Source organism: Limnospira sp. PMC 289.06, assembly GCF_032350395.1.
GTDB lineage: Bacteria > Cyanobacteriota > Cyanobacteriia > Cyanobacteriales > Microcoleaceae > Limnospira > Limnospira platensis.
Map to the genome: position 1 here is coordinate 1 of NZ_JARPLC010000061.1, position 22,746 is coordinate 22,746.

Below are 22,746 nucleotides of genomic sequence, written 5' to 3' on the forward strand. Positions count from 1 at the left end.
CAAGCACGGTTTGGAATTGGAGTTGGGGAAGGCGACTTCCCTTTCGACCATAACTACTTCTACGTTTAACAGCAGCAGTCCGTATATTGACCTTGAGATTCCCTTCCTTGCCTGGAGGTGAGTCCAAGCGTCGGGACATACAAACAGTTATTGGGTGTTCATGTCACCTTCATTTATCCAGACTCGGGGCTGGAACCCCACCAGGAGTTGATTTCAGGCATTGCAGCCTTATTTCTTCTCCTGAACGTTTCGCTCATATAAGAATATTTTACCATGCCCGACGACACTCCTGTTGCTATTGTCGATACTAATGAGGTTTATTGCCAATTTTATAATTTGGGACTAATTTCTTATCAACAGGCTTGGAGATGGCAGCAAGACTTAGTGGCCGATCGCATTAATTGTCCAAATTTAGAGGATATTTTGATTTTATTAGAACACCCGCCCGTTTATACCCTGGGACAGGGGGCTAGTTCTGAATTTCTCAAGTTTGACCCCCATGAGTCTGAATATGAACTGTACAGAGTTGAACGAGGGGGGGAAGTCACCTATCACTGTCCTGGCCAGTTGGTAGGATATCCGATTTTGAACCTGCGACGGCATCAAATGGACTTACATTGGTATTTGCGCCAACTAGAAGAAGTATTGATTCGGACAATTAGGGTTTGGGGAATTGAGTCCCAGCGCATCGAGGGTTTGACAGGGGTTTGGGTGGGGGAAACTAAAGTAGCAGCCATTGGGATTAAGGTCAGTCGCTGGATTACCATGCACGGGTTCGCCTTGAATGTTTGTCCTGACTTAACTGGATTTAAAGCGATCGTTCCCTGTGGTATTTCTGATTTCCCCGTAGGGAGTCTGGCTGAATTAGTCCCGGATATTTCCATCGAGCAAGTCCGGGATGTTCTCGCCGCCTGTTTTGCTGAAGTTTTTGGAGTCACCCTCGCCTGATTACAAGGGTCCGAAAAGGTGTAGGCACAGCGATGCCATAACTTGAGCCAAAGGAGCCCCACAAGGGGGGATGAGCCCATCAAAACTAAGATTTTGAAAGCGAGTTGCTGGGGTAGCAGCGAGTGCTTGCGGAAAGTTTCCTCCCATTGATTAGGAGATAGTCGGGGGATTAACCACTTGCCAAACTGGGCATATAAGGCTGGAATGACGGGGGAGGTCAAAGCCGTAGAGGTGAATAATCCTCCTAATACCACGATGGCGAGGGGTTGTAGAACTTCATTTCTGGTTCGGATTCTGTGCGTTCGCGCAGCGTGCCCGCCAGAAGTATCGCCAAGGGTAGCATTCCCAGAGCAGAAGTTAAAGCGGTCTGACCGATAGCGTGCAAACGTTCGCGGGGAGCCTTGAGTGATGACTTCTTTGAAGTGCATCCCTCTCCGGTTCGGATTCTGGTTGTAGTTATCCACCAACAGTAAACCATTGCGGACAGCCACCCCAAACAGCGTAATAAAACCGATTAGAGAAGCGATAGAAATCACCCCCCCCCGTTAGGACAATCGAGATAATACCCCCCACCAAGGCCAAGGGAAGATTGAGCATAATGGCCACAGTCGCGCCTGAGAGACACGCGCCAGCGAAGAACATCAAAATGGCAATTATAATCGCGGCTAGGATGCTATACCAGACCAGATTATTGGTGGCTTTTTGTTCCGCTTCAAACTGTCCGCCATATTGGATAAAGTAGCCATTGGGTAACTGGACATTTTGGCGGATAGCAGCCTGAATGTCACTCACCACACGGACTCAGTCTCGCGTTTGCGTTTGTAGCGCGGACACTACAATTAAACGAGACACATTTTCAAGTTCGGGTTCTACCACATTAGCCCCCATACCTTGACGAGACTCTAGCCACAGCACGCTAGGGGAATCATTTGTCCCGTGGGGGTAGAGAGGGGAATCGCCCCAATGGCATCTAAATTATTGCGTGAGGCGAAGTGCAACCGACGGTAATATTAATCAGTTGTTGATTTTCCGGGACTTGGGACACCACTTGACCATTGAGAGCGGTTTCCACCACCTCAGAAATGGCAGCCATGGTTAAACCATAACCAGACTGCAACTGGCGGTCATAATGAATTTGAACCCCGCGGATAGGTAATTGAGGTTCTAATTGTAAGTCGAAGGGCTCCCGCAATAGGTTTTATAGCATCTCGGACTTGTTAAGCGACTTGACGCAACTGGACTAAATCGGGGCCAAAAATTTTGACAGCGTTCGCGTAGCGTGTGCGTAGCACGTATCGCACTTCTGACCCCCGATAAAACTTCATCCATGCGGTGAGAAATAAAACCGCCAATATTAGGCGCAACACCGGGCAATTGCAGAAACTTCGCAAGCCAGTTGTTGAACAGCCGCCTCTCGGTCTTGTAGGGCAAGAAAACGAGACTCCACATCCACATGGGCCATGTTCACCCCCGCCCCATCAGCATCCCCCGGAGCGCGTCCAGCACGAACTTGTACCCATTCATAAAGGGGATGATCTTGTAGGGATTGAGCCAGAGCCATTCCCGCCCGATTGGTCATCTCCAAAGAGACCGACTGAAATAAAACCATAGAGTTCACCATAGATTTTTCCTGAAATCAGGCGCAGAAAACCCGTCCCAAGGAAGGCACAACGGCGCTATGTAGACAACGTAGGAGGCTAAGGCTAATCCTAAAATCAGTTGGGGAGTCCGGACCAGACAAGTCTCGCCGTGGGCGATACAAACGCGGATGCCCCACGTGAAATAAATGTGCCTTCTTGGGGGAGTTGATGATGAGCCAATAAAATAGCACAGAGGGCGGCCGAAAGGGTCCCCAGGCCAAGGTAGAAGCGACAATGGAGAGCAAATAAGCCCAACCCATGGGGGCAAAAATCCGCCCTTCTACCCCCGTTAAAGTAAAAATGGGGGCAAAGACGACGATGATAATAACCGTGGAAAAAATGACAGCCAACGCCACCATGACCGAAGTTTCATAAACCAGACAACCGAGAAAGGGGGGGTTGGGGTTTTCTTGGGTTTGATTCCGCCGTAAACCGCGATAGCAGTTTTCCATATCCTGGGGGGGCATCATCGACAACTGACCCAATCGCCACCACTAAGCCCCCCAAGGTCATGGTATTAATCCCTAAACCAAAGGCTTTCATGAACATTAAGCCAATCAAGAGAGATAAGGGAATGGCACTCAGGGTAATGATAGCCGTGCGCCAATTCATTAAAAAGAGCAACATAATTACCGACACGATGATGATGCCTTGAATGAGGGAGCCGCTAACGTTGCCAATAGCAGAATCAATAAAGTTTGACTGGCGGAAGGTGCGTTGAACCCGGACATCGGCGGGAAAGGTGGACTGTAGGGAGTTCATCACCGCTTCCACCGCTTGGGTGACGGTGGGGGTATCTACATCCGGTTGCTTGTTAATCATCAATACAACAGCCGGCTGTCCGTTGAAGCTGGCATCTAAGAGTTTAAGTGCTGCTCCGGTTTTGACTTCCGCCACATCTTGGAGCTTTGGAGGTTCGCCGTCTTGAACGGCCGCCACTGACTGCTGTAAGTCGGCGTCGGTGTTCATCTGTCCGATCCCTCGGACGAGTAACTCTTGACCCCCCCCTCGCCGAACCCCCCCGGGGCGTTGGAAGGGGCGGACCGTGCGGCGGCAGTGACTTCATTGAGGGAGACTTGGCGCGATCGCAACAGTTGTGGATTCACGGTTGCCTGGTTTTCCCGTTCATCCCCCCCATAAATAGTCACCTGAGACACACCTGGCACCCGGAGAATCTGATTTCTGAGGGTAACATCCACCAAACGGCGTAAATCCATCAGAGAGGTTTCTCCCTGACCATTGACCGTAAAGGCATATTGCAGAATCGTTCCCAACGGAGAGACTAAGGGGGAAATTTCCGGCGGATGAATCCCTTGGGGCAGTTGACTCCGGTTCGGATTCTGTTGGAGTCGGTCCAACTGCAGCCTGCCGCGCTTGGTAAATATCAGCCTCTTGGTCAAAGACAACATGAACCATAGAGAGTCCCCAATTGGAGGACGAACGAACCAGACAACGGTGACACTGGGTAAGCCATTCACGGTTGCCTGGTTTCACCCTGAACCGTAATCTGAGCCTCTACTTACTCCGGAGCCAAACCAACCGCCTCAGTTTGGATATCTACTTGAGGGGGAGCAAAGGGAGGGAAAACATACTCGGGCATTTGAGTAATTGTCACCAACCCCCAGATGGTGATGACCAGAGATCCAATCACCATTAACCACCGTTGAGCAATGGAATTTTTTAGCGGCGGATTTTGAATGGTGTTAAACATCGACGGGCTATCAACCTCCCTTATTTGTCAGAGAAGAGATTTTTGTTCCGACGACTTCCGGATCCAGAAGAAAATCCCACCACAGAAGAGCAAAACTCCTCCACGGGCGGCGGCTAGTGTTCATTAGGGAAAACTGAGTGGCTTGTAAGGTACATTGCGCTCTGTATTGTCCTCATGGGTGTCTGGTTTTGGGGGGAAACTTCATCGGTGGGAGTGGTGGCGGTTTCTGGACCCGGTACCGTTGTTGCGGTTTGGGTTTTGCGGGATTCAGCATAGAGGGATAAACTGCCCCACCTCACGAGTTGTTCCCCAACGGATAACCCGTTTGTGACTTCGACCCATTCCCCGTTTGTTGCTCCGATTTGCACTCCGGAGGGTTCATAAAAACTACCATACAAGACAAAGGCTAACTGTTTCCCCTACGCATCGACTAAGGCGCTTGCTATGAACAAGAACGCGGGAACTGCCATCAAAGGCGCACTTGCATGGGAGCCCGACGGGTCCCGAGGAGGGGATCGGTTTCTGGGTTGACGGGAACTCGGTCAATCCCGCCTTCGGCTTGAAACTCCCGGGGCCGTGTCCCACATGGGCTAGGGTTAGGGTGGGTGTGCCGAAAATTAAGCCCAGAGCGAACATTGAGCCAATCATAGAAGTTGTGTTCATTAGACCTCCTCACAAAAACATGGGGTTTTCTGCCAAATCTTCCCCAGTGTGCCAAAGAGGAGATGAAATCTAGGTGAAATCTCACCCCTTTTTTCTCGCAGTCTGTTAACCTCGATCGCAGTCGTCTCCCCCTTGCACACGATGCGAATTCTGTTGGTCGAAGATGAAGCGGAATTAGGATAGGCGGACCGCGCAAGTTCTGGTCAATGAGAAATATATTGTCGATTGGGTGACGCGGCCGAGTGCAGGCCTGGCATTGCGATCGAAAGTCAGTGGACGGATTACACGGTGGCGATTGGCCGATTGGCTTGTGCCGGAGTTGTCGGGTTTGGAGTTATGTCAACGCATCCGCGCGAACCCGCACCCTCTACCCATTTTGATGTTAACGGCTCTGGGACAACCGGATCATCGAATTACTGGACGTAGGTAGCACCTACGCGGCGATTATTTGGTGAAACCTTTTGTGATGGCGGAATTATTGGCAAGGGTTGCGCGCACGGACCGCGGCGATCGCCCACCCTCCAACCCCAAACCCTGACTTGATGAGCATTTATGCGCATCGGCGCGACGAACAATACTATCTGTAATCGACTCACCCAACCTCACTCAATGATTCCCTTAACGGTCAAAGAATTTCAGATTTTTGCCTATTTAATGCAAAATCCCGATCGCATTATTCCGGGGAGTAAAATCCGCTATCAACTTTGGTAGGGGGAGGAAGAACCCATCAGTAATGTGGTGGCGGCGCAAATGCGCTTATTACGGCGCAAACTAGCGAGTTATGGCGCTTGTATGCCCCATTGAAACTATTCGCGGTCAGGGCTATCGTTTTAAGTTGAATCCCGAAGCCCCATCCTCGTCAGAAGGCTCTTTGGGGTAGTTCACCCCGCCCGACGCGATGAATAGCTATCAACTGTTTCGCCATAGCAGAATCCGTCTGGCCCTTTGGTATGCGTTAGTGATGGGTGGGATTTTGGGTTGATCAGGGTTTGGGGTGTATCGCTCTCTGATTCAGTCGAGGACCGGCGGCGATGGAACGGGAAATGGAATCGATTGCTGGGACACTTCATGATAGTTTGGAACCGATGCTCCCTCAATCTGGAGATCCAACGGGTCGGAGAAGGGCAAATTTTTCCCGATTTATGTCTAAAAGGAAAACCGATTGTTACCATCATCCCCGATTTATTCAACGTCATACCATTGGCATTAGCGATCGCAGTACCTACTATATCCGGGTGTTCAATCATCGCGGTGAACTCTTAGCCTTTTCCCCCAACCATCCTCTCCCCTTACCCCAAACCTTCAACCCCCCCGATTGGCAAACCTTTCGCAGTGCGAGAGGGACGCGCTACCATCAATTCACTACCATTCTCCACAGTGCGGGGGTTAATCCTCAAACGCCAATGCACTTAGATTCCTCTTGGGGATATATCCAAATTGGACGCACGAAGCGCGATGTTTGATGCAGAAGTTAATCGAATGAGGTGGATTTTAGGTTTAGGGTTTCCTTTGGCGTTAGGTTTAGTCGTGGTGGCTGGTTGGTGGCTGTCTGGATTAGCGATGCAGCCGATTTACCAATCCTATCAACAGCAACAACAGTTTACTGCCAATCCGGACCATGAACTGCGCTCTCCCCTCCGGACTCTTTTAGCAACTATTGAGGCTATTTTACGGGTTCCCCCATCAAATCCCCAGCAAATGCAGGCGATGCTACAAACCCTTGAACGACAGGGACGACGTTTAAGCCATTTAATCGCCGATTTATTATTTCTCAGTACCTTGGAACATCAATCCTCCAGCCAAGCCTTTAAACCCTGTTGTTTAAATGATTTAATTCATGATTTAACTGAAGAATATGCAGAATTTGCAACTAGGCGCGGAAATTCATCTAATGCAAGAAGTTCCGGCTCCGGAAATTTATGTGTTAGGTAATGAATCTCAGCTTTATCGTTTAGTGTCCAATTTAATCGCTAATGCCATTCAATATACGCGCCATAGCAGGGGAAGTGGTTGTGAGTTTAATGGTGCGCGATCGCACGGCTTTAATTACAGTCCAAGATACAGGGATTGGCATGGCCGATCGCCGCCCCAACTCGAATTTTTGAGAGATTTTATCGGGTGGATAGCGATCGCTCTCGCCCAACTGGGGGAACCGGATTAGGACTAGCCATAGCACAGGCGATCGCTTATCATCATCAAGGTTCTTTGACGGTCAAAAGTGAACTCGGAAAAGGCAGTTTATTCACCCTGCAATTTCCTTGTATAGCAGAACCAAAGTTGCTTAAAAACTTCCCCTCTCTGAAACGGTGAGTCTTTCAAGGGGATTTGAGATTAGAAGGGAATCGGATCGTCATCACCCGGAGTATCTGACCCTGATGGTTCAGGGTTAGGAGTAACGGGAGAGCGAGTTGCAGGTAGCTCATATTCTAATCCAGAGGTTGGGGGATTAGGGCTCGTGCGGTTACGACTACCAAGGGGGACCACATTACTCGGGGCGGAACTGGGGGCGGAACTGGGGGCGGAATGAGTGTTGATTGGGGTTTCTGGGTTGCCAGATATCAAACTACTGATAGTATAAATCCGCGTCGCGACCAATTCGGCTCGCTTCTCTTTAAAGCCTTCGGGTCTTTCCACCACGTTCATCCCCAAGCGACCTTCGATGAGTACACAATCGCCCACATGATAGTTTTGTCCAATTTCTTGGGCCGTATTTCCCCATCCAATTACTTTTAAGTGTGATGGGGGGTCATTGGGTCGGTTACTGCTGAACTCGACTAACATTTCGGCAATGGGTATTTGATTATCGGCTGTGTAGCGCAGTTGTGGTTCCTGAATAATTTTAGCGGTCAAAATACAGCTATTCATGAAAATTATGTCTCTTGAAAACAGTAGGTTACAGATTTAGAGCTCTGAATCAGGGCTAATAGTCTTCTCGGTTCATACCTTGAACTTGATTTACAAAATCTTGTACCATATTTCGGTATTCTCTGAGGGTAGTATCAGCCCAATCTCGATCGTCGCTGTTGGCATAGATATGGATTAGGGGTTCTCCGGCATCGGGAAGGATCAAAATCCAATTATCGTCTTGGTAGTTAATGAGTTTGACTCCATCGATCAATTCTAAGTTTTCTGGGGCATGGGTTTCTACTAGATGTCGCATGAGTGCGCCTTTAACAGACCAAGGACAACGAACAGTATAGCGACGGTGTATGACATGGGGGAGATCGGTGCGAATTTGACCGAGCGATCGCTCCTGTGTGGTCAGAATTTCAATCATTTTGGCAATCGAGAACATGGCATCAAAACCGGGGTGCATTTGGGGGAAGATGAACCCCATATCACCACTACCGCCGAGTACGACATTAGGATGAGCTTGACAGGCTTCCATTAAAGCCGTGGGGTTGGCTTTAGTGCGGATAACTATGCCATCGTGTCGTCGGGCGATTTGTTCGACGGCGGAGGAGGCTTGAACGGGTACTACCACCGTGCTTCTGGGGTGAGCGGTCAGAACCATAGTCACCATCAGGGCGGTTAGTTCTTCTCCCCTAATTAGGCTACCACTTTCATCTACTAAAATAAACTGTTCGCCGTTAGCATAGACTTGAACGCCGAAATTAGCTCTCAGGGCTTCCACCACTCGGCCCAGTTGATCGAGTAGGTTTTCGCGATCGCTTGGGGAAATAGCAATTTGATTCAGACTAGCATTGAGGACGACCGCATCACAACCAAACTTAGCCAGTAGTCGGGGTAAAAGGGCTCCCGATACTGCATAGACGTAATCTATCACCACTTTAGCGTTGCTGTGGCGCAGGCTTTCGATATTGAGGTGTCTTTCAAAGGCGGTGCGGTAGGTGTCGATCACTTCGCTGGGGTAGGTCATGTTACCAATTTCGGAGACTCCGGCGCGTCGCAGGTCTTCCTTGAAGTAAGCACCTTCAATTTTTTTCTCTTTGGCTTTGGTGATGTTAATGCCTTTGTTGTCGAGAAATTCAATCAGAATCTGATCGGAGCGATCTGGAGATAGGCGCACATGAATACCGCCAACAACGGTGAGGTTACGAATCACGGTGCGGACTACGGGAATAGCGGTGTCTTCTAGGTTAAGGACATTGACTCCCACGGACATCAAGCCCGAAATTAGCGATCGCGTTACCATGCGAGAAATCCGCCGTTGGTCACGGGATACCGCAACGGTGGCGACTTGTTTGAGAGTTGACCCGTAGGCGGCTCCTAGTTTAACCGCAAATTCGGGGGTAATATCAATGTTAGCGAGTCCGAGAACCCCCCGTTGACCGAAAAGGTTACGCCTAGCGGTGTTTCCCCAAATTAGGTTGATGTTGAGGGTAGCCCCAGATTCAATTTTTTTACTAGGCCAAACGCGGACATTGGGGCTGATCAGGCTTTCTTCTCCTACGGTGGATAGGGAGCCGACTACTGCCCCTTCCAGGACGTGGGCGCGGCGGTCTACCCTGGCTCCTCTAGCAATCACACAGGCGCGTAAATGTACGTCCTCACCGATAATGGCTCCATTCCAAACAATGGGGCGTTTCAGGTTAGCATCACTCCCTACAGTGACATTATCTCCGAGGATAGTTCCGGCTTCTAATTGCGATCGCGGTCCAATTCTACAGTTATTACCAATAATGACTGGGGCTTCAATGCGGGCATAATCATCAATGTAGGTGTTTTCCCCGACCCAGACTCCTGGCGATCGCTCTTCGTAGGGAAAATCTAGCTTAACTTTTCCGCGTAATGCGTCATATTGGGATTCACGATAGGCTTCTAAATGACCCACATCGCACCAGTAACCGTCTGCAATAAAGCCATACATAGGAACCCCTTTGTCTAATAAAAGCGGAAAAAGGTCGTTGGAAAAATCGCATTCCTGATTAGGGGGCAGATATTCCAGGACTTCCGGTTCTAGGACATAGATTCCCGTGTTGACCGTATCGGAAAATATTTCGCTGGTGGAGGGTTTTTCTAAAAACCGCTTGATGCGTTGATTCTCGTCCGTAATCACCACGCCAAAATCGAGGGGGTTGGGAACCCGGGTTAATATCAACGTAGCCTTCGATTTTTGGGAAGTGTGAAACTTAACGGCGGCGCTGAGGTCAAAATCAGTAATGCTATCGCCACTGATCACTAAGAAGGTACTGTCTAGGAGTTCGGCAATATTTTTGACACATCCTGCAGTTCCCAGAGGTTGATCCTCTTCCACCGAATAGGTCATTTGAACGCCAAAGTCGCTGCCATTATGGAAGTATTCCCGCATGATGTCGGGTAAATAGTGCAGGGTAGCGATAACTTCCTGGAAGTGGTGCCGCCTCAGTAGGTTAATGATATGTTCGGCAATGGGGCGGTTGAGTATAGGCACCATTGGTTTGGGTAAATCACAGGTAAGAGGTCTGAGTCGCGTTCCTGACCCCCCAGCCATCAGCACTGCTCTCATAATTCCTCCTGGCGGCTTATTAAAAACAATCTTAAACTTTTCCGGCTAAGATTTAGCTTTTCTTTAGATTCATTTTGGTTTTGCTCACTGAATGCTGCCCAATCATAAATTTTTATGAATTTCGCCGAAAAGTTTGAGTGTACAGGGCTAGATTGTATTTAATTTTACCCCTTTGTGGGCAGGTTAGTTGATATAACTAAGTTCCATTTCACAGATGATTTGGAGGCAAGTATGCAATATACATTTAATCTGGTGGGAGTTTCTCCAATTCTTTCGTTTTTTTACCAGCAACAGCAGCAACAGGAACAACAGACCAGCGGCATTGAATATCTGGGTCATCGTCAGTGTACCCTGGATATGTTTCTTGAATCGGTGGAAATGGTGGCATCGAAGCAGGGATGGCAATGCGATCGCGTTGTGGATACGGTGATTAATTTTTGGATGAATAATTCTGAGAGTATCCAGTATTGGAAAGGCAGACTTGAGGATGCTGGTCACGAGAATTTGCTGGTGGCGCGGGTGGCTGATTTGAAGTCTTTGCGGACTACTTTTGAGTCGTTACTTGATGCTTAATGGGTACATGGCGGGTGGCGGGTGGTTTCAGGAAAATCAGAAGAAACCCGCCCCATGATGGTGTGCCATAAATAGTTAACTATTGATATGATTTGGGATCGCACTCTTGATCCGGTTGGCTGATGGGTGCGAGTTGTTTCGTGGCTTGATCTGATGTCTCGTGCTAAAGCGCTGCAATTTTATGTGATTACTCGCCTGTTATTGGCTCCACTAATGTTGTGGACGATTACTTCGGTGGTGTTTCTGTTGTTGCGGGCGACACCAGGTGATCCGGTCGATGCTATTCTTGGCCCTAGAGCCCCTAGTGCGGCTAAGGAGGCGTTGCGATCGCAGTTGGGTTTGGGGGGGTCGTTGCTAGAACAATATATAAGTTATATGGGGGCTCTACTGCGCTTCGATTTGGGCACTTCTATAACTACTCAAGGACAGTCGGTCTGGCAGATTATTAGTGATCATTTTCCCGCTACCGTCGAATTAGCAGTTTTTAGTATGTTGGTGGCGGTCGTGGTGGGAATTACTGTCGGGGCTGTGGCCGCTTTTAAACCTAATACTATTTGGGACACTGGGGGACGCTTATTTGGAATTATTACTTATTCGGTTCCCGCTTTTTGGGCGGGGATGCTGTTGCAGTTGATTTTTGCAGTCTGGCTGGGCTGGTTTCCTTTGGGGAATCGTTTTCCGGTGACCGTGACTCCTCCTCCTACTTATAGCGGACTTTATACCGTTGATAGTTTGTTGAGTGGCAATTTGGGGACTTTCTGGACGACTATATATTATCTGTGTCTTCCCTGTGTGACTTTGGGCATTTTGCTCAGTGGGATTTTTGAGCGCATTGTCCGCGTCAATTTGAGACAAACTCTACAAGCTGATTATGTCGAGGCGGCACGGGCGCGAGGAGTGCCGGAGTTACGGATTTTGCTGGCTCATGCTCTCAAAAATGCCATGATTCCCGTTATTACTGTGTTGGGGCTGACTTTTGCTGCCTTGTTGGGGGGGGCGATTTTAACTGAGGTCACTTTTTCTTGGCCGGGATTGGCTAATCGCTTGTATGAGGCTATCCGTCTGCGGGATTATCCCACGGTTCAAGGGGTGGTGGTATTTTTGGCCGTTATTGTGGTGGCGGCTAGTTTGGCGATCGATATTTTGAATGCTTGTATTGACCCACGGATTCGCTATTAATTCCCTGTCAGAAAATATACTTAGTTATTAATACTTAGTTATTTTTCTTAATAAATTTTAACAAACCAAAGGGCGTTGGCAGTGTATAAAGGATATTTGAAGGGGTGAGAAGGAAGGCGAATGTTGATTTATGAAGTTTGATTAACATTTGTATCAAAATATAAAATTCTTCTCATAAACCCTGTACAATCTTTTAAGATTTCGGAAAGTGTTCTAGGATACTGAAGAAATGAACCACGGGGCAATTGTTAAAAGCCTTTGTCGATGGTTCGCCCCGGAAGGGGTCTTAGGAGGTGACACCGATGGATTGATTGTCGTGATCATTCATGGTGTGTCCAATCCCAACTCAACTCTAAGCAAGTCAACAAGTAGGAGATAAATCCATGTTTGATGCCTTCACCAAGGTGGTTTCTCAAGCTGATACTCGCGGCGAAATGCTGAGTACAGCTCAAATCGATGCTCTGAGCCAAATGGTTGCTGAAAGCAACAAACGTTTGGATTCTGTTAACCGCATTACCAGCAACGCTTCCACCATTGTTTCCAACGCTGCTCGTTCTTTGTTCGCAGAGCAACCCCAACTGATTGCTCCCGGTGGAAACGCCTACACCAGCCGTCGTATGGCTGCTTGCTTGCGTGACATGGAAATCATCCTGCGCTATGTAACCTACGCTGTGTTTGCTGGCGATGCAAGTGTTCTCGAAGATCGTTGCTTGAACGGTTTGCGTGAAACTTACCTGGCTTTGGGAACTCCCGGTTCTTCCGTTGCTGTCGGTGTTGGCAAAATGAAAGAAGCTGCTCTGGCGATCGTTAACGATCCCGCAGGTATCACTCCTGGTGATTGTAGCGCTTTGGCTTCAGAAATCGCTGGTTACTTTGACCGTGCTGCTGCAGCAGTTTCCTAATCAAGCAGATCCATAGCATATAACAATTGAAACAGTTTAGCTGAAGTCTAAGTGACTGGACTTCTGTTTGTTACCTAATTTTTTGTAAACCAATCGGGAGATAACTCGAGAATGAAAACCCCCCTAACCGAAGCAGTTTCTATCGCTGATTCCCAAGGTCGTTTCCTAAGCAGCACCGAAATCCAAGTAGCTTTTGGCCGTTTTCGTCAAGCCAAAGCTGGTCTGGAAGCTGCTAAAGCTTTGACCTCTAAAGCTGATAGTCTGATCAGTGGTGCTGCCCAAGCAGTGTACAACAAGTTCCCCTACACCACCCAAATGCAGGGACCTAACTACGCGGCAGACCAACGCGGTAAGGACAAATGTGCTCGTGACATAGGCTACTACCTGCGGATGGTAACTTATTGCCTGATTGCTGGTGGAACTGGCCCCATGGATGAGTACCTGATTGCCGGTATTGATGAAATCAACCGGACTTTCGAGCTTTCTCCAAGCTGGTACATTGAAGCCCTGAAATACATCAAAGCTAACCACGGTTTGTCTGGTGACGCTGCTGTTGAAGCTAACTCCTACCTCGACTACGCGATCAACGCCCTGAGCTAGGTCCTTTTTTGCGTTGCCCGGAACGGTAAATAGCTGTTAGCAATTGGGTTATCAGTTATTTAGCAGTCCGGGCATATTTTATTAAAGCGGGATGAGCTTGGTAAAATCGGTATCCGAGATTACCTAACCGATTAAAAAGAGTTTTTTTCTCTATAACGTAAAAAAATCGGGAGAAGATTAATAATGGTTGGTTTAGCAGAAGCAAGTCGCCTAGGAATCAGAGCTTTTGAAGAGTCTGAGCGAGTGGAACTGCGCCCTAACTTCACCGAGGGTGATGTCCAAGCTGTGATTTGGGCTGCATATCGTCAGGTGATGGGTAATGAACACCTGATGCAACGGGAGCGCTTAACTAGTGCTGAGTCTTTGTTGCGCCAGGGTGAAATTACGGTGCGGGATTTTGTGCGAGCCTTAGCTGTTTCGGAACTGTACCGGAAAAAGTTTTTTTATGGCAATAGCCAAGTTCGGTTTATTGAACTGAACTATAAGCATTTGCTGGGTCGGGCTCCTTTGGATGAGTCAGAAATGGCGTTTCACGTTGATCTGTATAACGAGGAAGGCTACGAGGCGGAAATTAATTCTTACCTGGATTCTCCTGAGTATTTGGAGAGTTTCGGTGAAAATGTGGTCCCTTACTACCGTGGTTTTGCTACCCAACGGGGTCAGTGGACTGTGGGATTTAACCGGATTTTCCAACTTTACCGGGGATACGCGAATAGCGATCGCGCCCAGAACCAAACCCAAGGACGTTTAACTTGGGAAGTCGCTCGCAATACTTCTTCGCCGATTTGTCCAGCAGGTAGCGGACAGGCTCTGGTGGGGGCCAATGGTGGCGATCGCGGTCAATTATATCGTGTGGTAGTAGTACAAAAACCCACGCAGTTGACACCGAGAATGCGTAAAGCTACAGCAGAGTACACAGTAGCCTACGAGCAACTTTCAGGACAGTTGCAGCGGATCAACCGCATGGGCGGACGGGTCATCAGCGTGACCCCTGCTTAGAACAGCAAGTTGTTAACTGTTAACCAGTTAATAACAATAGCATAATCAAGTTAGATTGTCTAGGACTAAAGCCGCAAGTAATTCCGTTGTGATTATAGGAGGATTTAAGTGGCCATTACAACCCAATCGTCTCGGTTAGGGACAACAGCTTTCCAGGAGAGTTCTCCGGTAGAGTTGCGTCCCAATTGGAGTCGTGAAAATGCCCAAGAGGTAATTCGTGCGGTATACCGTCAATTGCTGGGTAATGATTATCTGATGAGTTCTGAGCGCCTCATCAGTGCGGAGTCGCTGTTGTGCGATGGTAGCATCACTGTACGCGAATTTGTGCGGTGCGTGGCGAAGTCAGAACTTTATAAAAAGAAATTCTTTTACCCGAATTTCCAGACCCGTGTAATTGAACTAAATTACAAACACCTGTTGGGTCGGGCTCCCTATGATGAGTCAGAGGTGGTTTTCCACTTAGACTTATACCAAAACGAAGGGTACGATGCCGATATCGATTCTTATATTGATTCTCCAGAATATCTGGAGAGCTTCGGCGAGAATATTGTTCCTTACTACCGTGGTTTCGAGACTCAGCGGGGACAAAAAACGGTTGGTTTCACCCGGATGTTCCGTCTGTATCGGGGTTATGCTAACAGTGATAGCGCCCAAGGTGAAGGCACTATGTCTCGTCTGGCGCAGGAACTAGGTTCTAACCGCGCTTCTGTGGTAGTGGCTCCTTCTGGGGATTCGGATGGTTGGTCCTATCGTCCATCTGGACAGAGTGTAACTCCTAGCACTGGGTTCAGCCAAGGTGGAGTTCTGCAAGCGGGACGGACTTACCGTCTGGAGGTTTCTGGAATTCGTGAGCGCCGTTATCCCAGAGTACGTCGTTGCAGTAAGGCTTTCATTGTTCCTTATGAGCAGCTTTCGGCACAACTGAGGGAAATTCAGCGCCAAGGTGGCACAATTGCCAGCATTACGCCTATTTAGAATGGCAAGAGAAAACTTGATTGTTTTGGGAGATTAATAGGAACAATGTTGGGTTACATCAGTGCTGGAAAAATGGGGAGTAGTCCTTCGGGCGCTCGCTTCTTTAAATACGAAGTGGTGGGAATACGTCAGAATGACGAAACCGACAAGAGTGAATATCAGATTCGCTCGAGTGGGAGTCAATTTGTAATTGTTCCTTACAATCGGATGAATCAGGAAATGCAGCGGATTAACCGCATGGGTGGTAAAATTGTTAGCATTGAGCCGATGACTACCGATAATACGGTGTCTGAAGCTGAGGGCGAATAATTTAGACCATTCAATTCTGATTTTCATGCAGGATTCTGAATCAAAAACCCCAGGTGCATCCCCCCTAGTGGGCGCAGATAATGCGCCTTTAACTGGGGGAGAAGCTGAAGGGGGTGATGCTTGGACAGTAGAACAGGCGATCGCCGCCCTAAACCATCAAGAACCAAATCGTCGCTATTATGCGGCTTGGTGGTTGGGGCGTTTTCGTGTTGATGAACCGATCGCAGTTGATGCGTTAATTAGGGCTTTGGATGATGAGTCCGATCGCACGGCCGACGGGGGCTACCCTTTACGGAGAAATGCGGCTCGGGCTTTGGGTAAATTGGGCGCGCGGCGCGCGGTGACTCCCCTAGTCAAATGCTTAGATTGCCCAGATTTTTATGTACGAGAGGCGGCGGCTCAGGCTTTGGAAGGTCTGGGAGACTCTAGTTGTGCTTCGGCTTTGCGTGGGTTATTGGTGGGTGGAGTAGAAGATACTGAACCGATAGCGGGTAAACCCCATTTAAAACAGCCTTATGATGCGGTAATTGAAGCCATAGGAACCCTGGGTGCAACTGAGGCGTTAGCTGATATTGAACCTTTTATAAACCATCCGATCGCTAGAATACAATATGCGGCTTTGAGGGCTATGTATCAGCTTACGGGTGATCGGGTTTATGGCGATCGCTTAATTGTGGCTTTGGGGGGGGAAGATTTACAATTGCGACGCAGTGCTTTAATGGATTTAGGGGCGATCGGATACCTTGAGGCGGCGGAACCTATCGCCAATACCCTAGCTGAAAATAGCCTGAAACTAATTGCTTTACAGGGAATTCTGGAACATCATCTCAGTCAAATTGGCGACAAATGCCTATCTGAAGAGGCAGTTAAAATCATGAAGCTGATGGATTCTCTATTATGACAAGGGTTGAGGAACTAATTTTAGCGGTTGAACAGGCGGACTCTGCGGGAAAACTGATAGGGGCGGTGTCACAATTGGCGGCGACGGGTTCTGTGGATGCAGTACCAATGTTAATTCGTGTTTTGGGTTACAACAACCCTGGGGCGGCGGTGGCGGCGGTTGAGGGATTAATAGCCATTGGTAAACCTGCTGTGGTGGGGCTACTAGAGAGGTTAGATGGTTATAACTATGGTGCTAGGGCTTGGGCGGTGCGGGCTTTGTCTGGTATTGGTGATCCTAGGGGTTTGGATGTTTTGCTGGAGGCGGCGGGTAGTGATTTTGCTCTGAGTGTGCGTCGTGCGGCGGCGCGGGGTTTGGGAGCAATTCACTGGGAGGATATGTCATCAGAAGTGGTGTCTGAGGCTAAGGAAAGAACCCTAAAAACTCTGCTGCATACTTCTGAAGATACGGAATGGATCGTTCGTTATGCGACGGTTGTGGGTTTGGAAGGTTTGGCGGCTTCTGAGGTGGATAAGCCCAATTGGTTTACACAGGTTGCTGAAAGGTTGGAGGGGATGGTTAATAATGATGAAACTCCGGCGGTTTCTGCTAGGGCTAGTCTGGCGAGGGTAAACTTAGGGATTAGTTAATAATTAGTTGCTTTTGGGATGTTGGGATTTTACTGTGACCTACGAACCGCTTCACCACAAATATCGTCCCCAAACTTTTGCTGCTCTGGTGGGTCAAGAGACGATCGCTCAAACTCTGACTAATGCGATCCGGTCGCGGCGTATTGCTCCGGCTTATTTATTTACCGGTCCGAGGGGTACTGGTAAAACTTCTAGTGCGCGGATTTTAGCGAAATCTCTTAACTGTCTACAAAGTTCTAACCCGACAGAAACTCCCTGTGGTATTTGCGAGGTCTGTCGGGGTATCACTACGGGAGCGACGTTAGATTTTGTGGAGATTGATGCTGCTAGTAATACGGGAGTTGATCATATCCGGGATTTAATTGAACGGACGCAGTTTTCCCCGGTTCAATGTCGCTATAAGGTCTATGTAATTGATGAATGTCTGACGGGTGATGCTCTGATTTTAAGCGATCGCGGATGGCTGAGAATTGATGATCGGACTCTCGAAGAATGTCGAGTTCTTAGTTATAATGAGTCTACTCAACAATGGGAATGGCAGCAGGTTTTACGCTGGCTTGACCAGGGGGTTCGTGAGACTTGGAAAATTAAAACTATTCGGACTGAGATTAAATGCACTGGTAATCATCTGATTAGGACAGATAAAGGCTGGGTAAAGGCGGCAGATATTACCCCCAATATGAAGATATTATCACCGGAAATTGATGTGGCTGTCAATACGGGATTACAAGAGGTAGAATCTATCGAAAAGTTAGGGGTTAATCATGTCTATGATATTGAGGTAGAACATAATCATAATTTTGTGGCGAATGGTCTGCTAGTTCACAATTGCCATATGTTGAGTACGGCGGCTTTTAATGCTTTACTAAAAACCTTGGAAGAACCACCCGATCGGGTGGTGTTTGTGCTGGCGACTACGGACCCTCAACGGGTTCTCCCGACGATTATTTCTCGATGTCAGCGCTTTGATTTTCGGCGCATTCCTTTACAAGCCATGGCGACTCATTTAGAAACTATCGCCGCTAAGGAAAACATTGCTATTACACCGGAAGCGGTGATGATGGTGGCTCAAATTGCTCAGGGAGGATTAAGGGATGCGGAAAGCCTGTTAGACCAATTAAGTTTACTGTCAGGTGAAATTACTGTAGAACGGGTTTGGGACTTGGTGGGGGCGGTTCCTGAACGGGATTTGATGACTTTATTAGAGGCGATCGCAGAGGGTAACGCGACGGGGATTTTAGACCAAACCAGGGAGTTACTTAACCGGGGTCGAGAACCTTTAATTGTGCTGCAAAATCTGGGGGAATTTTACCGAGATTTATTAATCGCTAAAAGCGCACCAAATCGCCAGGATTTAGTGAAACTTACTCAACCGACTTGGGAAAGTTTATGTGCGTTTTCCCAACGCTGGGAACATGAAATTATCCTGGCTGGTCAAAAACATCTGCGCGATAGCGAGGTACAGATTAAAAATACCACTCAGCCGCGTTTATGGTTGGAGGTGACTTTATTAGGGTTATTACCGGAGGCTTTGCGTCCTCAAACTGTATCTACAGAGGTGGTAAATGTACAGCCTCAGCCTACCTCAAAAATGAGGTCACAGCCTGTTTATAAGCCTCCTGCGCCTACTCAAGCTCCCTCAGAAGCTGTTCCTGTGTCTGCTGCACCCCCGCCGCCGCCACCACCCCCGCCGCCATTAGAACAGCCTACTACTGCTCATCAAGAGGAACCTGTAAACTATGGTCTGGGGGAACTTTGGGAACAGATACTTAGTGCGATCGAACAATTTGGAACTCAGGCTTTGATGCGTCAACATGGTTGTTTGCGATCGCACCATGGTAATGTAGTCTGTATTGGGATTAAATCGCCTCCATTATTAAAAATAGCCCAGACGAAAATTGCTAGTTTAGAAGTTGCTTGTCAGAAGGTTTTTAAGACTAAAATTCAGGTAAATTTAGAAGTGGGAATGGGGCAGATTTCTCCTGGGGTTGAGCCTGAAACAAAACCGATGACTGAGAGGGTACAGCCTCCACCACCTCCACCGGAACCCCCGCCACCACCTACTAGGGAAACAGAAACTGATAAACCGCCCGAATTAACAACTCCTAAGACGGCGGAGGTTTCGGTTAACGTAGATCATGATTTAAATAATACTCCGGTTGATGATGTGGCTATGGCGGCTGAAAAACTGGCGGAGTTTTTTGATGGGGAAATTATCCCTTTGTCTACGGAAAATACACAGGTGACAACTGTTTCTTCTTCTTCTGTGGAATTCGAGGATACTATAGAGTTTGATTCTCCAGAAGATGATGACAGTGAAGATGACGTACCTTTTTAAGTCTTACTGGAGAAATCGGGTTTCTTGGCAGTGTTGAATAAAAAATCAAGCGTATAGCCATGTTACCCCCACGAGACCATGATAAGCGATCGCTCTGAGTTTGTCAAGGGGTCTGGGAGAAATCGGGTTTTTTGAGGGGGTAGTGTTGAATAAAAAATCAAGCGTATAGCCATGTTACCCCCACGAGACCATGATAAGCGATCGCTCTGAGTTTGTCAAGGGGTCTGGGAGAAATCGGGTTTTTTTGTTGACTCTCCAGTTCACAGGAGACTTTAAACTCAATGTATAAAATTGTCAAAGGTAAATTTTCGCCATGAAAACCACTCATTTACAAGTGGGGGGGATGAGTTGTGCATCCTGTGCATCCCGCATTGAAATAGTAGTGAATAGACTTGATGGAGTTAATCAATGTCAAGTCAACTTTGGTGCTGAACAAGCTGCCATAGATTATAACCCAGAAGCGGTCAGTTTAGAGGCAATTCAAGAAGCGATTTCTGACGCTGGATATACAACCAAACCTTTAGGGGGTTTAGGAAAGTTAGAAAAGCCTGGAGAGTCGGAGAGTGATGCCGAGGAAAAAGCACTAATTAAGAAGGTGGCATTTTCGGGATTTGTGAGTTTATTCTTGATGATTGGTGGCTTACCAATGATGACAGGTTTAGACATCCATTTTATACCGGGTTGGCTGCATCATCCCTGGCTGCAATTTGTGTTAACTACTCCGGTGATGTTTTGGTGTGGTCAAGGTTGTTTTACGGGTGCAATTAAAGGATTTAAGCAGCGTAACGCCGACATGAATACTCTAACTTCGATTGGTACAGGTGTGGCTTATGTGTACTCGGTGTTTGTGACGTTATTTCCTAATGTTTTGTTGGGTCAGGGATTGAGTCCCGATGTTTATTATGAGTCGGCGGCGATGATTATTGCGTTGGTTTTAGTGGGGAGATGGTTAGAACATCGCGCCAAAGGGAAAATGTCAGAAGCCATCAAAAAATTAATAGGATTACAAGCAAAAACTGCCCGCGTGATTCGTGATGGTAAGGAGGAAGATATCGCGATTGAATTGGTGCAGGTGGGAGATATTGTGATAGTTCGTCCGGGGGAAAAAATCCCGGTTGATGGAGAGATAATCGAAGGGCGATCGACGGTAGATGAATCGATGGTTACGGGGGAAAGTGTGCCAGTAGAAAAGCGGATTGGTGATGAAGTGATTGGGGCGACAATTAATAAAACTGGTAGCTTTAAGTTTACGGCTGCACGGGTGGGAGAAGAAACTGTTTTGGCGCAAATTGTGCTGTTAGTACGACAGGCGCAAGGTTCAAAAGCACCGATTCAAACATTAGCAGATCAGGTAACTAGCTGGTTTGTCCCGGTGGTGATAGCTATAGCGATCGCTACTTTTGTGATCTGGTTTAATTGGACGGGAAATATTACCCTAGCTATAGTGACTATGGTAGGTGTATTAATTATCGCTTGTCCTTGTGCGTTGGGATTAGCGACTCCGACCTCGGTAATGGTCGGGACGGGTTTGGGTGCGGAACATGGTATTTTAATTAAGGGGGGAGACAGCCTAGAATTAGCCCACAAAATCCAGACTATAGTTTTAGATAAAACGGGAACTTTGACGGAGGGTAAGCCGAAAGTAATTAATTATATCACGGTGGGAGGAACGACTAATAATCATGAGTTAAAACTGCTGCGGATGGTGGCGGCTGTGGAAGCCAAATCAGAACATCCTTTAGCTGAGGCGATTGTGGAATATGCTAAATCTCAGGAGGTGGAATTACCTTTACCGGAAGTAGTGGAATTTGAAGCAATGGCGGGAATGGGGGTACAGGCGAATGTGTCCGATCGCTTAATCCAAATTGGTACTTCTATATGGATGGAAGAGTTGGGAATTGATACGAGTATTTTTAAAGATAAACAAGGCAGTTGGGAAACGCAAGCACAGACGACGGCTTGGATTGCTATTGATGGGAAAATTGAGGGATTATTGGGGATTGCAGATAGTCTTAAACCGGCTTCAGTGGCAGCGGTAAAGGCTTTAAAATCGATGGGATTACAGGTGGTAATGGTAACGGGAGATAATCAGAAAACGGCGGAAGCGATCGCTCAACAGGTAGCGATAGATAGGGTATTTGCCCAAGTCCGTCCTGACCGGAAATCAGAGATTATTAAATCTCTGCAACAGGAGAGGGTTACAAAGTCTAACAAACGGGCGATTGTAGCGATGGTAGGAGATGGAATTAATGACGCGCCAGCCTTAGCACAAGCTGATGTAGGAATGGCGATCGGGACGGGAACTGATGTGGCGATCGCCGCCGGAGATATTACGTTAATTTCGGGAGATTTACAGGGGATTGTGACGGCGATTAAACTCAGCCGTGCTACCATGAAGAATATCCGCCAAAATCTGTTTTTTGCCTTTTTCTACAATACAGCCAGTATCCCCCTCGCTGCTGGGGTTTTATTCCCGCTAACCAATTGGTTACTTAATCCTATTATAGCAGGGGCTGCGATGGCTATGAGTTCGGTTTCTGTGGTGACAAATGCGTTAAGATTGCAGCGAACTCGGTTATAGAATAAAATCCCCAATTACCTGCTAATTAATCATGGTTCACTTAGCTAGTAAACAAACCCAGAGGCGCACAAGATGATGAAAGTTAGAAGAATCAATAATTGTTTCATGATGTTAATGTTATTAGGTGCGATCGCATCTATTCCGGTGGAAGCGATCGCATCACCGCACCATCATCATCATGGTGGTGGCGAATATGGTAAATTTAGTAAAATCGAACAACCCCTAGGCTTAAAACTAGGTATCACCCTAGCAGGGATAGGCTTAATTGGGTTAGAATTGTGGTGGTTTATGTTCAGCGAACCTCCCAGGAAAAAATCTGGTGATTAGGTTCGCCAAACTCCCATCTGTG

General features: G+C 47.8%; 25 protein-coding genes and 3 pseudogenes. 18 read left to right on the forward strand and 10 right to left on the reverse strand.

Features of this window, described 5'->3' with window-relative positions:
* Nucleotides 1-273 precede the first annotated feature (273 nt).
* A complete protein-coding gene (gene lipB, locus P5674_RS13670) occupies nucleotides 274-948 on the forward strand; it encodes a lipoyl(octanoyl) transferase LipB (RefSeq protein WP_006618337.1) in 675 nt (224 codons plus the stop codon).
* A 452-nt stretch (nucleotides 949-1,400) separates the two neighbouring features.
* On the opposite strand, the pseudogene P5674_RS13675 reads toward lipB, so the two are convergent.
* The 7 genes and pseudogenes from P5674_RS13675 to P5674_RS13710 all read right to left on the reverse strand — a co-directional run.
* Nucleotides 1,401-1,484: pseudogene (locus tag P5674_RS13675) on the reverse strand (hypothetical protein); the annotation flags it as partial.
* Between the two features lie 64 nt (nucleotides 1,485-1,548).
* Nucleotides 1,549-1,743 (reverse strand): annotated as a pseudogene (locus P5674_RS13680) (efflux RND transporter permease subunit); the annotation flags it as partial.
* Nucleotides 1,744-1,918: 175 nt separating this feature from the next.
* The gene (locus P5674_RS13685; protein ID WP_014275002.1) at nucleotides 1,919-2,140 is read right to left on the reverse strand and encodes an efflux RND transporter permease subunit; all 222 of its coding nucleotides are present in this window, start codon (nucleotides 2,138-2,140) and stop codon (nucleotides 1,919-1,921) included.
* A gap of 162 nt (nucleotides 2,141-2,302) precedes the next feature.
* The gene (locus P5674_RS13690; RefSeq protein ID WP_014275001.1) at nucleotides 2,303-2,569 is read right to left on the reverse strand and encodes a hypothetical protein; all 267 of its coding nucleotides are present in this window, start codon (nucleotides 2,567-2,569) and stop codon (nucleotides 2,303-2,305) included.
* A 15-nt stretch (nucleotides 2,570-2,584) separates the two neighbouring features.
* A complete protein-coding gene (locus P5674_RS13695; RefSeq protein WP_308805613.1) occupies nucleotides 2,585-3,058 on the reverse strand; it encodes an efflux RND transporter permease subunit in 474 nt (157 codons plus the stop codon).
* A pseudogene (locus P5674_RS26610) lies at nucleotides 2,958-3,997 on the reverse strand (efflux RND transporter permease subunit). Before P5674_RS26610 ends, P5674_RS13695 begins: the two are co-directional and overlap by 101 nt.
* A 110-nt stretch (nucleotides 3,998-4,107) precedes the next feature.
* Entirely contained in the window at nucleotides 4,108-4,299 is a 192-nt protein-coding gene (locus P5674_RS13710) for an efflux RND transporter permease subunit (RefSeq protein ID WP_014274997.1), read from the reverse strand.
* Between the two features lie 1,272 nt (nucleotides 4,300-5,571).
* Between P5674_RS13710 and P5674_RS13715 the strand changes: the two genes are divergently transcribed.
* From P5674_RS13715 to P5674_RS13735, 5 genes are all read left to right on the forward strand, one after another.
* On the forward strand, nucleotides 5,572-5,673 hold the full coding sequence (locus P5674_RS13715) for a helix-turn-helix domain-containing protein (protein WP_231852140.1): 102 nt from the start codon (nucleotides 5,572-5,574) through the stop codon (nucleotides 5,671-5,673).
* A gap of 431 nt (nucleotides 5,674-6,104) precedes the next feature.
* Nucleotides 6,105-6,425: a hypothetical protein gene (locus P5674_RS13720; protein ID WP_190490420.1), complete on the forward strand. Its 321-nt coding sequence runs from the start codon at nucleotides 6,105-6,107 to the stop codon at nucleotides 6,423-6,425.
* Entirely contained in the window at nucleotides 6,400-6,894 is a 495-nt protein-coding gene (locus tag P5674_RS13725; protein WP_199318168.1) for a sensor histidine kinase, read from the forward strand. The genes P5674_RS13720 and P5674_RS13725 overlap by 26 nt, the downstream gene beginning before the upstream one ends.
* Before the next feature lie 41 nt (nucleotides 6,895-6,935).
* Entirely contained in the window at nucleotides 6,936-7,067 is a 132-nt protein-coding gene (locus P5674_RS13730; protein ID WP_014274991.1) for a HAMP domain-containing histidine kinase, read from the forward strand.
* A complete protein-coding gene (locus tag P5674_RS13735) occupies nucleotides 7,030-7,272 on the forward strand; it encodes an ATP-binding protein (protein ID WP_199318169.1) in 243 nt (80 codons plus the stop codon). The genes P5674_RS13730 and P5674_RS13735 overlap by 38 nt, the downstream gene beginning before the upstream one ends.
* A 21-nt stretch (nucleotides 7,273-7,293) precedes the next feature.
* On the opposite strand, the gene P5674_RS13740 is transcribed toward P5674_RS13735, so the two are convergent.
* Together P5674_RS13740 and P5674_RS13745 are read right to left on the reverse strand one after the other, a co-directional pair.
* Entirely contained in the window at nucleotides 7,294-7,827 is a 534-nt protein-coding gene (locus tag P5674_RS13740; protein WP_006618340.1) for a single-stranded DNA-binding protein, read from the reverse strand.
* 55 nt (nucleotides 7,828-7,882) lie between these two features.
* The gene (locus tag P5674_RS13745) at nucleotides 7,883-10,411 is read right to left on the reverse strand and encodes a mannose-1-phosphate guanyltransferase (RefSeq protein ID WP_014274989.1); all 2,529 of its coding nucleotides are present in this window, start codon (nucleotides 10,409-10,411) and stop codon (nucleotides 7,883-7,885) included.
* 231 nt (nucleotides 10,412-10,642) lie between these two features.
* Here P5674_RS13745 and P5674_RS13750 point away from each other — a divergent pair, with 231 nt between their 5' ends.
* The 10 genes from P5674_RS13750 (at nucleotide 10,643) to dnaX (ending at nucleotide 19,816) form a co-directional block, all read left to right on the forward strand.
* Nucleotides 10,643-10,984, forward strand: coding sequence for a hypothetical protein (locus P5674_RS13750; RefSeq protein ID WP_014274988.1), 342 nt, complete (start codon nucleotides 10,643-10,645; stop codon nucleotides 10,982-10,984).
* 153 nt (nucleotides 10,985-11,137) lie between these two features.
* Nucleotides 11,138-12,163 carry an ABC transporter permease gene (locus P5674_RS13755; RefSeq protein WP_014274987.1) on the forward strand — a complete coding sequence of 342 codons (1,026 nt, stop codon included), beginning with the start codon at nucleotides 11,138-11,140 and terminating at the stop codon, nucleotides 12,161-12,163.
* A gap of 383 nt (nucleotides 12,164-12,546) precedes the next feature.
* Nucleotides 12,547-13,065 carry a phycocyanin subunit beta gene (locus tag P5674_RS13760; RefSeq protein ID WP_006618344.1) on the forward strand — a complete coding sequence of 173 codons (519 nt, stop codon included), beginning with the start codon at nucleotides 12,547-12,549 and terminating at the stop codon, nucleotides 13,063-13,065.
* A gap of 111 nt (nucleotides 13,066-13,176) precedes the next feature.
* Complete coding sequence (cpcA, locus tag P5674_RS13765; protein WP_006620876.1) at nucleotides 13,177-13,665, forward strand: phycocyanin subunit alpha; 489 nt, start codon at nucleotides 13,177-13,179, stop codon at nucleotides 13,663-13,665.
* 183 nt (nucleotides 13,666-13,848) lie between these two features.
* Entirely contained in the window at nucleotides 13,849-14,664 is an 816-nt protein-coding gene (locus P5674_RS13770; protein ID WP_006618346.1) for a phycobilisome linker polypeptide, read from the forward strand.
* 108 nt (nucleotides 14,665-14,772) lie between these two features.
* The gene (locus P5674_RS13775) at nucleotides 14,773-15,639 is read left to right on the forward strand and encodes a phycobilisome linker polypeptide (RefSeq protein WP_014274986.1); all 867 of its coding nucleotides are present in this window, start codon (nucleotides 14,773-14,775) and stop codon (nucleotides 15,637-15,639) included.
* A gap of 45 nt (nucleotides 15,640-15,684) precedes the next feature.
* Entirely contained in the window at nucleotides 15,685-15,948 is a 264-nt protein-coding gene (locus tag P5674_RS13780; protein ID WP_014274985.1) for a phycobilisome linker polypeptide, read from the forward strand.
* Between the two features lie 25 nt (nucleotides 15,949-15,973).
* Entirely contained in the window at nucleotides 15,974-16,849 is an 876-nt protein-coding gene (locus tag P5674_RS13785; RefSeq protein ID WP_014274984.1) for a HEAT repeat domain-containing protein, read from the forward strand.
* Nucleotides 16,846-17,478 (forward strand): HEAT repeat domain-containing protein, encoded by a 633-nt coding sequence (locus P5674_RS13790; RefSeq protein WP_014274983.1) that lies wholly within the window; start codon nucleotides 16,846-16,848, stop codon nucleotides 17,476-17,478. The genes P5674_RS13785 and P5674_RS13790 overlap by 4 nt, the downstream gene beginning before the upstream one ends.
* A gap of 34 nt (nucleotides 17,479-17,512) precedes the next feature.
* A complete protein-coding gene (gene dnaX / locus P5674_RS13795; RefSeq protein WP_062946074.1) occupies nucleotides 17,513-19,816 on the forward strand; it encodes a DNA polymerase III subunit gamma/tau in 2,304 nt (767 codons plus the stop codon).
* A gap of 157 nt (nucleotides 19,817-19,973) precedes the next feature.
* Here the strand turns inward: dnaX and P5674_RS13800 are convergent, their stop codons facing one another.
* Complete coding sequence (locus tag P5674_RS13800) at nucleotides 19,974-20,114, reverse strand: hypothetical protein (RefSeq protein ID WP_162270034.1); 141 nt, start codon at nucleotides 20,112-20,114, stop codon at nucleotides 19,974-19,976.
* Between the two features lie 15 nt (nucleotides 20,115-20,129).
* Here P5674_RS13800 and P5674_RS13805 point away from each other — a divergent pair, with 15 nt between their 5' ends.
* Complete coding sequence (locus P5674_RS13805; protein ID WP_315670042.1) at nucleotides 20,130-22,397, forward strand: heavy metal translocating P-type ATPase; 2,268 nt, start codon at nucleotides 20,130-20,132, stop codon at nucleotides 22,395-22,397.
* Between the two features lie 105 nt (nucleotides 22,398-22,502).
* Entirely contained in the window at nucleotides 22,503-22,724 is a 222-nt protein-coding gene (locus P5674_RS13810) for a hypothetical protein (RefSeq protein WP_006617758.1), read from the forward strand.
* Nucleotides 22,725-22,746 lie beyond the last annotated feature (22 nt).